This window comes from Bacillus sp. FSL R9-9834 (assembly GCF_038006905.1).
GTDB classification, from domain to species: Bacteria; Bacillota; Bacilli; order Bacillales; family Bacillaceae_G; genus Bacillus_A; species Bacillus_A pacificus.
In genome coordinates, this window is sequence record NZ_JBBOWD010000001.1 from 4,742,667 (window position 1) to 4,756,317 (window position 13,651).

17 protein-coding genes are annotated in these 13,651 nt (G+C 35.4%); 10 read left to right on the top strand and 7 right to left on the bottom strand.

Going from position 1 to position 13,651, the window contains the following annotated elements:
* Positions 1 to 321: 321 nt before the first annotated feature.
* Entirely contained in the window at positions 322 to 792 is a 471-nt protein-coding gene (locus MKY00_RS24950; RefSeq protein ID WP_000858819.1) for an SMI1/KNR4 family protein, read from the top strand.
* Positions 779 to 1,417 carry a DUF4304 domain-containing protein gene (locus MKY00_RS24955; RefSeq protein ID WP_029141220.1) on the top strand — a complete coding sequence of 213 codons (639 nt, stop codon included), beginning with the start codon at positions 779 to 781 and terminating at the stop codon, positions 1,415 to 1,417. The genes MKY00_RS24950 and MKY00_RS24955 overlap by 14 nt, the downstream gene beginning before the upstream one ends.
* Before the next feature lie 2 nt (positions 1,418 to 1,419).
* Here the strand turns inward: MKY00_RS24955 and MKY00_RS24960 are convergent, their stop codons facing one another.
* From MKY00_RS24960 to MKY00_RS24975, 4 genes are all read right to left on the bottom strand, one after another.
* Complete coding sequence (locus tag MKY00_RS24960) at positions 1,420 to 1,965, bottom strand: hypothetical protein (protein WP_016718813.1); 546 nt, start codon at positions 1,963 to 1,965, stop codon at positions 1,420 to 1,422.
* Between the two features lie 106 nt (positions 1,966 to 2,071).
* On the bottom strand, positions 2,072 to 2,749 hold the full coding sequence (locus tag MKY00_RS24965; protein ID WP_029141221.1) for a CPBP family intramembrane glutamic endopeptidase: 678 nt from the start codon (positions 2,747 to 2,749) through the stop codon (positions 2,072 to 2,074).
* A gap of 97 nt (positions 2,750 to 2,846) precedes the next feature.
* On the bottom strand, positions 2,847 to 3,713 hold the full coding sequence (locus tag MKY00_RS24970; protein ID WP_074585793.1) for a nucleotidyltransferase domain-containing protein: 867 nt from the start codon (positions 3,711 to 3,713) through the stop codon (positions 2,847 to 2,849).
* Entirely contained in the window at positions 3,682 to 3,990 is a 309-nt protein-coding gene (locus MKY00_RS24975; protein ID WP_000248590.1) for a YuzD family protein, read from the bottom strand. Before MKY00_RS24975 ends, MKY00_RS24970 begins: the two co-directional genes overlap by 32 nt.
* Positions 3,991 to 4,196: 206 nt before the next feature.
* Between MKY00_RS24975 and MKY00_RS24980 the strand changes: the two genes are divergently transcribed.
* A complete protein-coding gene (locus MKY00_RS24980; protein ID WP_000431159.1) occupies positions 4,197 to 4,433 on the top strand; it encodes a NifU family protein in 237 nt (78 codons plus the stop codon).
* Positions 4,434 to 4,627: 194 nt separating this feature from the next.
* Positions 4,628 to 4,843, top strand: coding sequence for a hypothetical protein (locus tag MKY00_RS24985; RefSeq protein ID WP_016718816.1), 216 nt, complete (start codon positions 4,628 to 4,630; stop codon positions 4,841 to 4,843).
* Between the two features lie 61 nt (positions 4,844 to 4,904).
* On the opposite strand, the gene yutH is transcribed toward MKY00_RS24985, so the two are convergent.
* On the bottom strand, positions 4,905 to 5,906 hold the full coding sequence (gene yutH, locus MKY00_RS24990; protein ID WP_016718817.1) for a spore coat putative kinase YutH: 1,002 nt from the start codon (positions 5,904 to 5,906) through the stop codon (positions 4,905 to 4,907).
* 120 nt (positions 5,907 to 6,026) lie between these two features.
* On the opposite strand from yutH, the gene MKY00_RS24995 reads away from it, so the two are divergent.
* A complete protein-coding gene (locus MKY00_RS24995; RefSeq protein ID WP_000665103.1) occupies positions 6,027 to 6,518 on the top strand; it encodes a phosphatidylglycerophosphatase A family protein in 492 nt (163 codons plus the stop codon).
* 20 nt (positions 6,519 to 6,538) lie between these two features.
* Here the strand turns inward: MKY00_RS24995 and MKY00_RS25000 are convergent, their stop codons facing one another.
* Entirely contained in the window at positions 6,539 to 7,018 is a 480-nt protein-coding gene (locus MKY00_RS25000) for a GNAT family N-acetyltransferase (protein ID WP_016718818.1), read from the bottom strand.
* Positions 7,019 to 7,179: 161 nt separating this feature from the next.
* Here MKY00_RS25000 and MKY00_RS25005 point away from each other — a divergent pair, with 161 nt between their 5' ends.
* From MKY00_RS25005 to MKY00_RS25025, 5 genes are all read left to right on the top strand, one after another.
* Positions 7,180 to 8,283 carry an HpcH/HpaI aldolase/citrate lyase family protein gene (locus tag MKY00_RS25005; RefSeq protein ID WP_001106073.1) on the top strand — a complete coding sequence of 368 codons (1,104 nt, stop codon included), beginning with the start codon at positions 7,180 to 7,182 and terminating at the stop codon, positions 8,281 to 8,283.
* On the top strand, positions 8,228 to 9,574 hold the full coding sequence (locus MKY00_RS25010) for a phosphoribosyltransferase family protein (RefSeq protein ID WP_016718819.1): 1,347 nt from the start codon (positions 8,228 to 8,230) through the stop codon (positions 9,572 to 9,574). The genes MKY00_RS25005 and MKY00_RS25010 overlap by 56 nt, the downstream gene beginning before the upstream one ends.
* A 5-nt stretch (positions 9,575 to 9,579) precedes the next feature.
* Positions 9,580 to 10,692, top strand: a complete 1,113-nt coding sequence (locus MKY00_RS25015; RefSeq protein ID WP_014893436.1) for a cysteine protease StiP family protein — start codon at positions 9,580 to 9,582, stop codon at positions 10,690 to 10,692.
* Positions 10,689 to 11,504: an HAD family hydrolase gene (locus tag MKY00_RS25020; RefSeq protein ID WP_000575371.1), complete on the top strand. Its 816-nt coding sequence runs from the start codon at positions 10,689 to 10,691 to the stop codon at positions 11,502 to 11,504. The genes MKY00_RS25015 and MKY00_RS25020 overlap by 4 nt, the downstream gene beginning before the upstream one ends.
* Positions 11,505 to 12,048: 544 nt before the next feature.
* Positions 12,049 to 12,630, top strand: coding sequence for an NAD(P)H-dependent oxidoreductase (locus MKY00_RS25025; RefSeq protein ID WP_029141223.1), 582 nt, complete (start codon positions 12,049 to 12,051; stop codon positions 12,628 to 12,630).
* A 225-nt stretch (positions 12,631 to 12,855) separates the two neighbouring features.
* Here MKY00_RS25025 and MKY00_RS25030 read toward each other — a convergent pair whose 3' ends face one another.
* Positions 12,856 to 13,620: a TIGR01457 family HAD-type hydrolase gene (locus tag MKY00_RS25030; RefSeq protein WP_000276467.1), complete on the bottom strand. Its 765-nt coding sequence runs from the start codon at positions 13,618 to 13,620 to the stop codon at positions 12,856 to 12,858.
* Positions 13,621 to 13,651 lie beyond the last annotated feature (31 nt).

The window sequence follows — 13,651 nt, forward strand, 5'->3', positions numbered from 1 at the left end:
TTTAATACACTAGGTTAAGGATTTTATATATACAAAAAAGATGTCTCATTTTTTTTGAAACACCTTACTAACTTTTTATTATTTCAAATTACCTTTCACGTTATCAATACTATCTTCTATACGTCCCGCTATGCATTCAGGCTCCCATTTTAAAATCCTTTTGCAGATATATAAGAAACTCCAACCAATCTTCTTTAGGATTCACATCATCAAAGTATTCGAATACATCCATATTTTATCCCTCTTTCTATTGCTCGTTATTCAAACTAACTATAATATATGACATAAGATTCTTAAAACTATTATTTGAGGTGATCCAATATGAAGACTACAATTTGGACAGAAGATGATTATTTAAAACTAGCACCTATTAACGACGAACTAATCAAAAAAGCAGAAGAAGTACTGAACGTAAAGCTTCCTGAATCGTACATAAACCTTCTAAAAGAACAAAATGGAGGAACACTGCGCCTTGATGCTCACCCTACTTCAGAGCCAAATTCTTGGGCAGACGATCACGTTAATGTGTCTGGCTTATATGGCATTTCTTTTGATGAAAATGAATCTAGTATTTTAGAGAGTCATTATTTAATTCAAGAATGGGAAATGCCTGAGAATCTCGTACTTTTATCGGGGGACGGGCATACGTGGATTGCATTAGACTATCGAAATGTAGCTGAAAATCCTCCAGTTATATTTATTGATAATGAAGTTGAGCAAATAATTGAATTAGCACCTAACTTTGAAAGTTTCTTACAAAACTTAACTACATATGAATATGATGAAGAGTAAGCCTTATTCTAAAGCGGTACAAAGTTCCATGGCAAATTTACATGCTGCTTTAAAACCGCTTGGATTTAAGAAAAAAAGACATACATTTTGCAAAACTGAAAACGGATTTTATAAACTCATTAACATACAAAAAAGTCAATTTGGAGATGACTTCTATATACATATAGGAGTTCATCCTATCGGTCTCCCGCAGCTTATCACGGACCAATTACTAATTAAAGAAAACATCTCAATATTCGATTGCATTCTGCGAACGAGAATAGAGCCTATACATATGAAACAGAACCAGTTATTGCATAATGTTTCACATGAAACTATCGACATTCCAAATTATCTTTCTACTATTTTCGACTGGTTTCAAGTGTGGGCATCTTATGAGAATTTAGTAAAAACAAATATACATTCCGTTACTTCGGTACTAGCCGTCGTTCCAATATTACAGGAAAAAGCGTTTCTGCTTCTTACTTGTTTCTCTTTCTACAATTTAAAACAGTACGAGCAAGCTAATCACTACTTACAGCAATATTTGCAATGTGCTGTACATCTGAATACCGAGGAAAAAGAGCAGGTATTCTTTCGTGAAGTTGATATGTATATGAAAAAACTAGTAGAAGGTGCAATGTGAAATTACATTGTACCTTCTACTAGTGCTTTATATTCCTCTTGTAACTTTTTAAATTCCTCTTCATACTTTTGTATCTTTACCGTATCCGTTTTCGAATTAAGGAGTGGTCTTCTTCTCACAATCACCATTATATTTTTCCCTTCTATTGCATCGTTCATATATACGTATGGTTTGAAAAATTCACATTCCGTATATGGCAATGCCACAGATAATTTTGCATACTCTTCTTCCAATACGTATTGAAGAGCTTCCTCTTTCGCAATTTCTAACACTTCCGAAGGTGCCTCTTCAAAATAATTTGCCGCATCAATCCACTCATCAATTCTTTCACTATTCACATCTTGAAGACATACGATCGTATAATCCGGATGAAACGTAATTGTCCCTTGTTCCCCTTGGCTATCTTGCATACTATAGTTACATCCATCCCATGAACTTTCATGTGCAAAATCAGGCGCATGCGCTACAAAAATTGCGTCTGCAATCGACTTTAATATGCACCCTTTCCATAGCTCTTCTTTATCTATATGTAATTTATATTTACTCATCATCTTCCTCCATGCACATATTTTTTCTATTATCTTTCCTCTACACAATACTTGTAAAGCCTTTTCCACCTACTGTAAAAAGACGCCCTTTTCAAAAGGACGTCTTTTACAGTTGAAAATTTACTAATAAATAAAAGGAATTATTTAATACATGAATCCCCCATGGGACGAGTAAATTGTTTGTTTTCTTATAGGTGTAAGCTAAACATATACCGCCACCCAAAATATATAATACACTACCTAAAGTAAGTGGATGTCCTAAAGTAAATATAAAAGCACTTATAACAATGCTACTGAGCATAGAAAAGCGCTGAGATAATTTCGTGAAAAACATCCCCCGAAATAGAAGTTCTTCCCAAACCGGTGCAAAAACTGTGAGCACCACTACGTATATAAGGATTTCACTTTTGGTAGGCTCGATTACTATATTAGGTTCATCCACACTAACTCCCGTTGGTAGAATTAAATTTAATACCGCAAGATATATAAGCAGTACGATCATCGTCATTACTATTGTTACATAATGTTTAAAATGGTTGAACTGTATTGATTTTACTAACTGCACACAGTAATTTCTTGCTGGTGCATATATTAAAATAATAGTAAGAAATGTTAAAGGCGGAATAAGATGATCTACATACCATGGATATAAGGAAGAATCATATATAATGTTTAAATAACCAATTCCATACATTACCCCAAAAATAATGACTATCATACTGATTACTTCGAGCATGCTCATTTGTACATTTTTTTCTTTATATGTAACTAATTCCGTGTTCAACATATCCCCTCCAGTATAATTAAACCTTTTAACCATTATATACCAAATTAAATGTAAAAAAAGACAATACACCACAATGTATTGTCCATTTTCCTTCCTACCATTTCTCTCTACACGCCTCAATTAAGTGCAGCAAATACCTCTTCGTCATATCCGCTCTTCTCCATCTTGAGAGCATTCGCTTTTCTTTTGGATTCTGCCGTATTCTCTCTACTTCTTTTAATAAAGGTCCCCATTCTTCCGATGAATGTTCTAACAAGTATTGTAGTCCTCTATCTTTTGAAACGATTGTTTTATGATCTAGTGTATATAAAATACGCCCCATCGTAACGACCGCTGATTCTACCCATTCTTCTATAAAGAATAAATATGGCTGCTTCGCCTTCCCGCTCCAGTACTGTTCTACGTTGTATTTCATCGTATTTACTACATCATCCCACCTTATTTGGAACGAAAGGTCTTCTGCTTCTTTCCCGATCACTGTAATACCTTGATTTTTCAATGTCCACCATGTGACTGCATTAATATCCCAATGTCCTATATTCGCCTTACCATCTGCACAATACACGTACTCATTCATTTCATCATTGTATTTTCCTAAATCAGCAAGCGGAATATACATACCATCCATTCTTTTCCCTAACGTACTACCACTAAGTTTCTTATGAAGCTCTACAAGTTGCTGTTTTTCAGCTTCATTCACGGGATCACTTATTACCGTGACAAAATCAACATCACTCGTTTCTGCATGAAATGCACCGAGCGCGATGGATCCGTAAATATATACCCCGACTATTTTTTCATCTAAAAAAATTTCTTTCAGTCCTCCTATGTACTGCTCCATCAACTGCTCTACTTCTTTCGGTAACGCATGCTTCACATCTATCCCTCCAATAAAAAAAGCCTTTGCAAATTCGCAAAGGCTTCCTGCTTTATAAATATTTCTCGATTTCTTCGTAAACATCCTTCAAACGAGGATTTCCTTCTCCAACAATTTCTCCATTTACAAGAACGACCGGATAAAATAAATCTTCCTCCACTACGCGCTCTGCGAATGCTTTTTTATCTTCATCTTCTTGTTCTTCTTGAAAATCAATATACTCGAAATTAAATTTATTTTCTTGTCCTTCATATTTACGACCAATCGCCGCTTGTAACCACTCAAACGTTTCTGTTGAAGATGGCATTCCAACGCAGCTCGCACAAATTACTTTCGTCCCATACACTTGCACATTAACCATTTCTTCTCCCCCACTTCTTGTTCTAACAGTATATTCAGATACCTTATTACATAAGCACATCATTTTACAAACTCATTCCATACCCCTATACTGAAAAAACACGTTGTAAACATGATAAAAAATTTCGGCAATAAAACAAGAACAGAAAAAATAGATTTTCCCCTCTATCTTGATTATAATAAAACTGATGAAAGGAGTCGATAAAAATGGAAAACCCACATATGCAAGAACAAGTACTAGAAGTATTAGATAAATTACGTCCATTCTTACTTCGCGATGGCGGAGACGTTGAATTAGTAGACATTGAAGAAGGTATCGTAAAATTACGCCTTATGGGTGCATGCGGAAGCTGCCCAAGTTCTACAATCACACTAAAAGCTGGTATCGAACGCGCATTACTTGAAGAAGTACCAGGCGTTATCGAAGTAGAACAAGTATTTTAATTAAAAGCGGAAGCGGCTCGTTCAAAGCCACTTGCTAAAAGGAGACCAAATTTGGTCTCCTTTTTTTATACAAATCACATTTATCCGTTAACATCATAAAACAAAATTGGAAATCCTTCTCAAAAAATGCGATAATTGATACTATATAGTGAATCGTTCACACATATAAAGTAAAAAACATAGGGGGACGACACATGCCAAAAATGGGGAACACGTTTTTAACAATTCAAGAACTAGAAAAGAAAAAAGAGTATTTATTGGAGCTTTCATCCGTTATACCGACATGGAATGCGAGCTATCAATTTTTATTTAAAGAAATCCAGCAAGAATTATTGAGTAAAGTAAATGAAAAAATCGAAAGACATCAATTCATTTTAAATATATGTGCAGATCAACAGGTAGGGGCATAATGTATTACATACAATTGTGGTATATAAAAAAGAGACCTCAATCGGTCTCTTTTTTATATTTTTAAGACAGCCAATCTAATTTTCTAATCCCGAGCTTATCAACTGGTAAACGAAGTGAGCCATAAAAATGTTTCATAAATTGCTCAGAGCGGTTCACATCGTGTAAAATGGCTTCTAAGCGATCTCTATATATGCTTTTTTGTTCTTCGTTTCCAGTTTGGTAATATCGTTCAACTGTTTCAAAATAGTGAAGCGGGAACAGGAGCCTTGCAAATAATAGGCGCCACCCAAATGAGGATAGCGAATAGTTCCGTTCATAATCTGTAACAAATTGAACGATTGTTTGCTCCCAGTCTTTCTTTTTTTCAATCATCATATAGCGAATCCATTCTGCTATATCTCGAGTTGGATGATCATACACCCAGTCAAAAGGGAGTTTGAGACGCTTCGTTTGATGCCATAATAAAGGTGTGAATCGTTCTTGGCAAATGGTTGCTGCATCCGTTAGTTGCGGCGTATCATCCATCTCTGTATCAACAACGTATTGAATGGCATTTTCCGCAACTCCTAAGTAATACGGGAAGGATTCAATAAATAATTGATCGAATACGTCTGTAGGGTGGTTCATCACTTGTGACTGCCAAAACTTTTCTAACTGATCGAGCCTTTTTTCCCATAACGCTTTCCATTCACCAATGCGGCTTAATTGCTCAATTTCTTCTGGAAAGAATGCACCTCGTTTATGGAATATAGAAAGCTCACTTCCTAATGACATAGCATGTCGTTCTAACGCGCGCATACCTTTTAATAAACAGTAATTTTGTTCTTCTATCTCACTTACATAGTAGCCGTGTATAGTCGGAACGAAAGTCGCTACAGTTATATCCCCTTGCTGGTTCATATAATCACTGAGCTTTTTCATCTCTACAAGTACTTCTTCCTCCATTTCTCCAATTGGAACAAGTACATAAATTTTGTTGCGAATCCAAAAGCTTTTATAGGGGCCAAGGGGGATTAATTCTTTAACATGCATATGATAATGCTCATAAATATGATGAATCATCGCAGTCGCCACCTATGGTTTTTCTTTATATATATGAGCTTGTGCTCGCCTTTCATTCCTATGCACATGATAAAGCAACGAAACGTATACAAATACTAAAAAGAAAAAAAGGTGATAAACATGAAAGAATCAAATCAACTACAAGAAAGAGCATTGCAACTATTACAAGAACGCGGTGTAACAATTGATGATATTGCTGAGCTTGTTCATTTTCTTCAAAAAAAATATCATCCAAATTTAGAGATGTCAGAATGCCGTTATAACGTTGAGCGTGTATTATCAAAACGTGAAGTACAGAATGCACTAATTACTGGTATCGAACTCGATGTCCTTGCTGAAAAAGGAATGTTAAGTGAGCCGTTACAAGATATCGTAAAACGTGATGAAGGCTTATACGGAATTGATGAAGTGATCGCACTTTCTATCGTTAACGTGTACGGTTCTATCGGTTTCACAAACTTTGGATATATCGATAAATTAAAACCTGGTATTTTAGAATACTTAAATGATAAATCAACTGGAAAGGTGCATACATTCCTTGATGATATCGTTGGTGGAATCGCTGCCGCTGCTTCAAGCCGTTTAGCACATAGAGCTGAGCATTCGGAGTGAAATATGAAAGCCCGTCAGTGTCATACTGACGGGCTTTCGTATTCCATGAGCATAAATTCTCTTCCACGGCTCAAAAAAATAGGTCCTTGTTGAAAACCTATTTTTTTATATAGCGTAATCGCTCTTGTATTAAATGTCGCTACGCTAAGTCGAAACGTTTTCGGCTTATATTCTTTCGCTGCAAAGGCTATCCCAGCTTGAAAAAATATTTTCCCCAGCCCTTTCCCTGTTAACTCCGGCTTCATGCCAAGTCCGATATCCATTACATCTTCTCCACTATATAAATGAGCATCTCTTCCACCTGGCACTTGTGCATTTTCCCCAAAACAAAAATAGCCGATAAACTCTCCATTATCGTCACAACAGCCATAATACGTCCCATCTAGCAATTCTTCTATTACTTCTTTCTCGCCTGAAAAGCTATATAAATTATAGGGTTCTTCGTACGTCCACGTATTTATCTCATTTGCTTCTTCTACCGTCAGCTCATGTATTTCCACTTTCTCTTCCCCCTATTATATTTCTACTAACAATATTCGATACTCATCTTATAATTCATCTTTCTCAATATGTTTTTTTAATTTCTCGCTTTATTTTTATGGAAGATTTTTCTTATTATGTTACGATTAAACAGAATCATTTGAAATAAGGTGGTGACAATTTGAATTATTTTTCTTATCTCTCCTTAGAAGAACGTCAAAATTTTTTCTATAAAGAACCTCTTAGTTTTTCAAAAAATATAGAGAAAGAGCAATTAGCGTACGCATTAGGTGCTACACTATATACTCCTGGCACGAAAGAAACGATCGCGGAAGATATAATTAGAAAAAAACATGTGGAAGCTACCTCGATTATTTTTTGTCTAGAAGACTCTATCAGCGATAAGGAAGTAAAGTTTGCAGAGCAAAATATCGTCTTTCAAATACAGCAAATCGCCAACTTGGTCAGTGCTAACATACTAAATCAAGCAGACATCCCCCTTCTTTTTATTAGAGTTCGACAGCCAAGTCAAATGAGGACAATTGTTACTGAATTAGGTAGTGCGGTTCATTGCTTATGTGGTTTTGTCTTTCCAAAATTCACACCCGTTAATGGAAAGTCTTATATCGATCAGCTTGCTTATATAAACAAGCTATATTCATTATCCCTTTACGGAATGCCGATTTTAGAATCCCCAGAAATTATGTATAGAGAAACACGTGTAAAATCATTGTTACAAATAAAAGATCTACTAGATTCCTATCGTGATTACATCTTAAATGTACGCATTGGTGCTACTGATTTTTCAAGCATATTTGGTATTCGGCGTAATAAACACACCCCTATCTATCATATTACTGTTGTTCGTGATTGTATTTCCGACATTATTAATATTTTCTCCAGAGCAACAAATGGATATGTTATTTCAGGATGTGTATGGGAATATTTTTCTAATGATTACGAAGAAGGGCTCATTCAAGAGGTATCGCTTGACCATGCAAATGGATTAATTGGAAAGACAGTCATTCACCCATCTCATATTAAAGTTGTACAAGCAATGCACATTGTTACAATGGAAGATTATTTAGACGCAAGGTCAATTTTACAACATGCAAATACGTATAACGGAGTGCTAAAAAGCAGTTTTGCTAACAAAATGAATGAAGTAAAGCCCCATTATAACTGGGCTCGCAAAACCATTTTAAAATCTAATATTTACGGGGTGCTACATGAAAACAAACAATTCACCGATCTCCTTATTACAAACGCAAAACAACACGTATAACGTTTTGAATAATATAAAGGTTCATGTAGAAGTACGTGATAATCCATATAACTTAGAATTAGACAATCTTTTTCAAATGGCTGCGAGAATCAATAAGAAGCGGAGTTTTTTATTTGTAAGTACAATTCTTGGAAAGCATCTTCCTATTAAACCTGCAGTCTCTCTAGCAAGTGGATTTGCTCTCGCTGCAAGATATATGGAAATACTACATAATACTTTTCATCCATTTCAAAAAGAAATTTTAAATCTTATTTCATTAGAAGTTGATGAAATTCCAGAAGAAATATTTCATTATCAATATCCCTTGCCAGAAGAAGTTTTATTTATCGGATTCGCTGAAACAGCAACAGCACTTGGCCATTCTATGTTTCAATGCTTTCAAAATGCAAAGTATGTACATACAACTAGGGAATCGATACCCAATCTCGAATCTGTCATTACATTTGAGGAAGAACATTCCCATGCAACATCACACCGTTGTTATGTGGATAAAAGCTTTTTTCAAAACAACAATCCAATCATTCTCGTAGATGATGAGATGACAACTGGGAAAACCGCACTAAATATTATCAGGTCTATTCAACAGCAATTTCCACGAGAAGAGTATACCATCGCTTCTTTATTAGACTGGCGTTCTAATACTAATAGAAGACAATTTAAACAACTAGAAGAAGAACTTCAAATAAAAATTCATGTTATTTCTTTATTAGAAGGCCGCATTCACACAACTGGCCAGCCATTGAATATTACAAAAACAGATACTCATATTGAAGAAACAAAACCTTATTTCAAAAAACATACGATTATTTGTCCAGCATTATCCTATACATCAAATTATATAAAATATACTGGACGCTTTGGCATTTCATCATATGAACAAAAGCACATTCATTCTTTTGCTCAAGAAGCAGGAAAAATGTTACAAAGAAAAAGAATTGGAAAACGAACACTCTGCCTCGGAACGGGTGAGTTTATGTATATTCCAATGAAAATTGCTGCTGAAATGGATGAAAATATTTTATATCAATCTACAACACGAAGCCCTATCCACCCTGTTTCAAATGATGTGAACTACGCCATTCATAATCATTTCTCTTATCCAAATCCCGAAGATTCTACTATTACAAATTACTTTTATAATATTTCACCCCATGAATACGATGAAGTATTTGTGTTTATGGAACGTGATGTAGGAGAAGAAGCCTTATCACCTCTTCTACAGCAGTTACAAACAGTTATTCCTTGTATTCATATCGTCTCATTTTCAAATAGCATAGAAAAGGAAGGTTGATAATTATGGTAAAGGTAAATTCCCATATTAGTAGTTACGATCCAAATGATGCTATTTTTCTATTAAAAGATATTAGTGATTTAATGAAAGAAAGTTCCACAGAAACGAGAGAACAAGCCATTCAAGCTGGCATACATTATTCTGAAATGTTACCAACGGAATATAAACCATCTAAAGCATATATGGATTTATTCTTTTCTTCCCTGCAACATTACAAACACAAACTAGCCATCGCTGTCGGAGTTGTCGCTGAACAAATTATACAGACTAAAGGAACGAATCTCGTCCTCGTCTCATTAGCGCGTGCTGGTACACCTATTGGTATTCTTATAAAACGCTACATACGCTATCAATATAACCTTGATGTACCTCACTATTGTATTTCTATTATTCGTGGACGCGGCATCGATGAAAATGCACTTCACTATATTTTAGAACATCATCCTACAGAAACAATTCAATTCATTGATGGCTGGACTGGAAAGGGTGCAATAAAAAAGGAATTGGAACAGGCAGTACATACATTTAACGAGAGAAATAATACACACCTTTCTCATTGTATGGCTGTACTTGCTGATCCCGGTTACTGTACTTCAATTTACGGTACACGCGAAGATTTTCTTATCCCTAGTGCTTGCTTAAATGCGACCGTCTCTGGACTAATTAGCCGCACTGTACTAAATGACACCTATATTGGCCCAAATGATTTTCATGGTGTTAAATATTATAAAGAGCTAGAACAAGAAGATTTATCAAATTTCTTTATCGATGAGATAACAGATTTATTCCCTTCTGTTCATTCTCATATAGATAATCAATTACATTATATTGCTTCAACATACACCGATCCATCTTGGCAAGGATTAAAAGATATACAATCTATCCAAACTCACTTTGAAATTGATGATATTAATCTAATTAAACCAGGAGTCGGTGAAACAACTCGCGTATTACTCCGGAGAATACCGTGGAAAATTTTAATACGAAAGCAAGACACTCCTGATTTAAAGCATATTTTACTTCTTGCTAAAGAAAAGAATGTCCCTGTTGAAATATATGAGAATATGACTTATTCATGTTGCGGACTCATTAAGCCTCTTAGGGGGAATACGATATGATTTTCGCCAGTGATCTTGATCAGACACTTATTTATTCCCGTAAATCATTTCGTGCTCATATAGAAGATAATTCAATTCAGCTCATTGAAACTTTAGATGGAAAAGAAATTTCTTTCATAACATATAAAACCATTACACTACTAATAAAATTGCAACTGCATTCATATTTTATCCCAGTTACAACAAGAACGATTGAACAATTTCAACGTATTACTTTATTCCAAAATGAAATCATTCCTGAATATGCCATTACAAGTAACGGCGGTAATATCCTTCATAACGGTAAGCAAGATGTTACTTGGAACAAAGAAATAAAAAAAAGAATTTCAGTAGAATGTATAGAGAGGAACGATATACTAAAGGAATTTGAACAAATCGCTCATAAAGATTGGGTTATATCACAAAAAACGGCTGATGATTTATTCCACTATTGCATCATTAAACGAGAGAACATTCCTTATGATGAATTATCATCCTTCACTTCCTGGTTAGACAAACAGGGCTGGAATCATTCACTTCAAGGTAGGAAACTATACTTTGTACCAAAACCAATTAACAAATGGGACGCCGTGCAATATATACAAGAAATACTACAAATGGATACTATTATTACAGCTGGGGATTCTTTACTTGATTTATGCATGCTTGAAAAGGCGAACTATGCCTTTGCACCACTTCATGGTGAATTAGGGGCAACATATAATCATTTACAACCCCATATTGTAAAAACAGATGCAATCGGCATATATGCCGCAGAAGAAATCGTAAGTAAATCACTTCAAATCATTCACAGTTCATCACCTACCTCATAATTGAAATATGCACAATTGCATACGCACGCCCATGGAACAAATGGTACAATTTATTCGAATCGCTGTTGCTACACTTCTTGATCAAAGAAAAGGCGTTAAAACGGATATTAGCGCCTTATCAAACTCAAGCAATTGGCACATTTTGTCATCTTGAAAGACACTCGAAAGAGTGTCTTTTTTTCTATACCTTACAAGGACTTACTCATTTCAAAGCATAAACACATAAAATGATATAACTCTTTACATGCATGAGTCCTTTTTTCAAAGTTTTTAAGTAGACTCAAAATAAAAAAGCACTCTTGTCTAGAGTGCTTTTTACTTTCAAACAAGGAGGTTACATAATATGGATAGTACTCTCGTATTTAACTTCGGCATTGGTATTGTTATCATTTTATTTGTTTTCTTTGTTCTTTGTATGAGCGGAGTGTAGAAAGACGATTTGAGGCGTCTTTTTATACATATGTATTACTTGACTTTCGCAAAAGAGGTAACAATAATGGTTACAGTGAAACCATTCACATATCCACAAATAGGAGGAAGAACAATGAAACATGTAATCGTTTATGCACACCCGAATACAGAAAGCTTCAACCATGCGATTTTAGAAACGGTAAAAAGTGAATTAGAAGAAAAAGGTCATGAAGTACGCGTTCGCGATCTATACGAATTAAACTTCAACCCAGTATTAGACGCTTCCGATTTCATCTCATTTTCTCAAGGAAACACACCAGCAGATATTAAAGAAGAGCAAGAACATATCTCTTGGGCTGATAGCATTACATTTATTTATCCGGTTTGGTGGGCGGGACTTCCTGCTATTTTAAAAGGATACGTTGATCGTGTATTTAGCCACGGCTTCGCTTATGCTTACGGTGAGAATGGTATTGAAAAGTTATTAAGCGGTAAAAAAGGATTATTATTATCTACAATGGGAAATACGAAAGAGGCATACACAACAGGCGGTATGTTTGACGCAATGAAGAAAACAGCGGATGTTGGTATTTTTGAATTTACAGGCATTGAAACAATTGAGCATACATTCTATACAAGTGTCCCTTCTGTGGATGATAGTGTGCGTAAACAATATCTTGAAGAGGTTAAAGATGTTGTGAATCGTGCGTTTTAAATAACATTATATCAGCGATTTTTTTAATATATCAGCGCAACTCAGATTATATCGGCGATTTTCCAAATATATCAGCGCAACTCAAATTATATCGGCGATTTTCTAAATATATCGACTTATCGACAAAAAACGACACTAATTACAACTGAATATTAGCCCACCCCAATCGGGCTACCCGCAAATATTAGAAAAAAGCTGCTCCAAAGTATGGAACAGCTTTCTTCATTACATCTTCTCAATCCACTCCGTCAAGTTATGCACAACTTGCGTCGGTTGAACTTCGTATTCTGTTAACTTCTCCACAGTTGTTACTCCAGTGTGGACAAGAAGTGTATGCATACCAGCATTTATTCCTGCTAAAATGTCTGTATCGTAGTTATCCCCAACCATTAATGCTTCATTCTTTTCTATGCCAAGCACTTTCAAGGCTTGTTCCATAATGATTGATTCTGGTTTTCCGATAAAGATTGGATCCACACCTGTTGATACTGCTACAACTGATGTTAATGAACCGTTACCTGGTAATAATCCGCGCTCAGTCGGAATGGCAATGTCTCCATTTGTAGAAATAAACGTTGCGCCGTTACGCACAGCAAGACAAGCTTTTGCTAATTTTTCATATGTGATGTCACGATCTAAACCGACAACAACGAAATCAGGATTTTCATCTACAAGTTCAAATCCTTTTTCCACAAGCGCATCGTGTAAACCTTCTTCACCAATCATATATACAGTTGCGTCTTGTTTACGTTCATAAATGAAGTTTGCTGTTGCCATACTCGTTGTGAATACTTGCTCTGCTTTCGCTGGAATATCGAAACGAACAAGTTTTTCTGCCACTTGTTCTGGTTTACGAGTTGAGTTATTCGTAACGAATAAATACGGAATGCCGCGCTCTCCTAACGCTTTTACGAAGTCGCTCGCTTCTTCAATTTGTTCTTCTCCGCGATACATTGTACCGTCTAAGTCAATTAAGTAACCTTTATACATCGATTATGTCTCTCCTTCTATGCTAACGTTC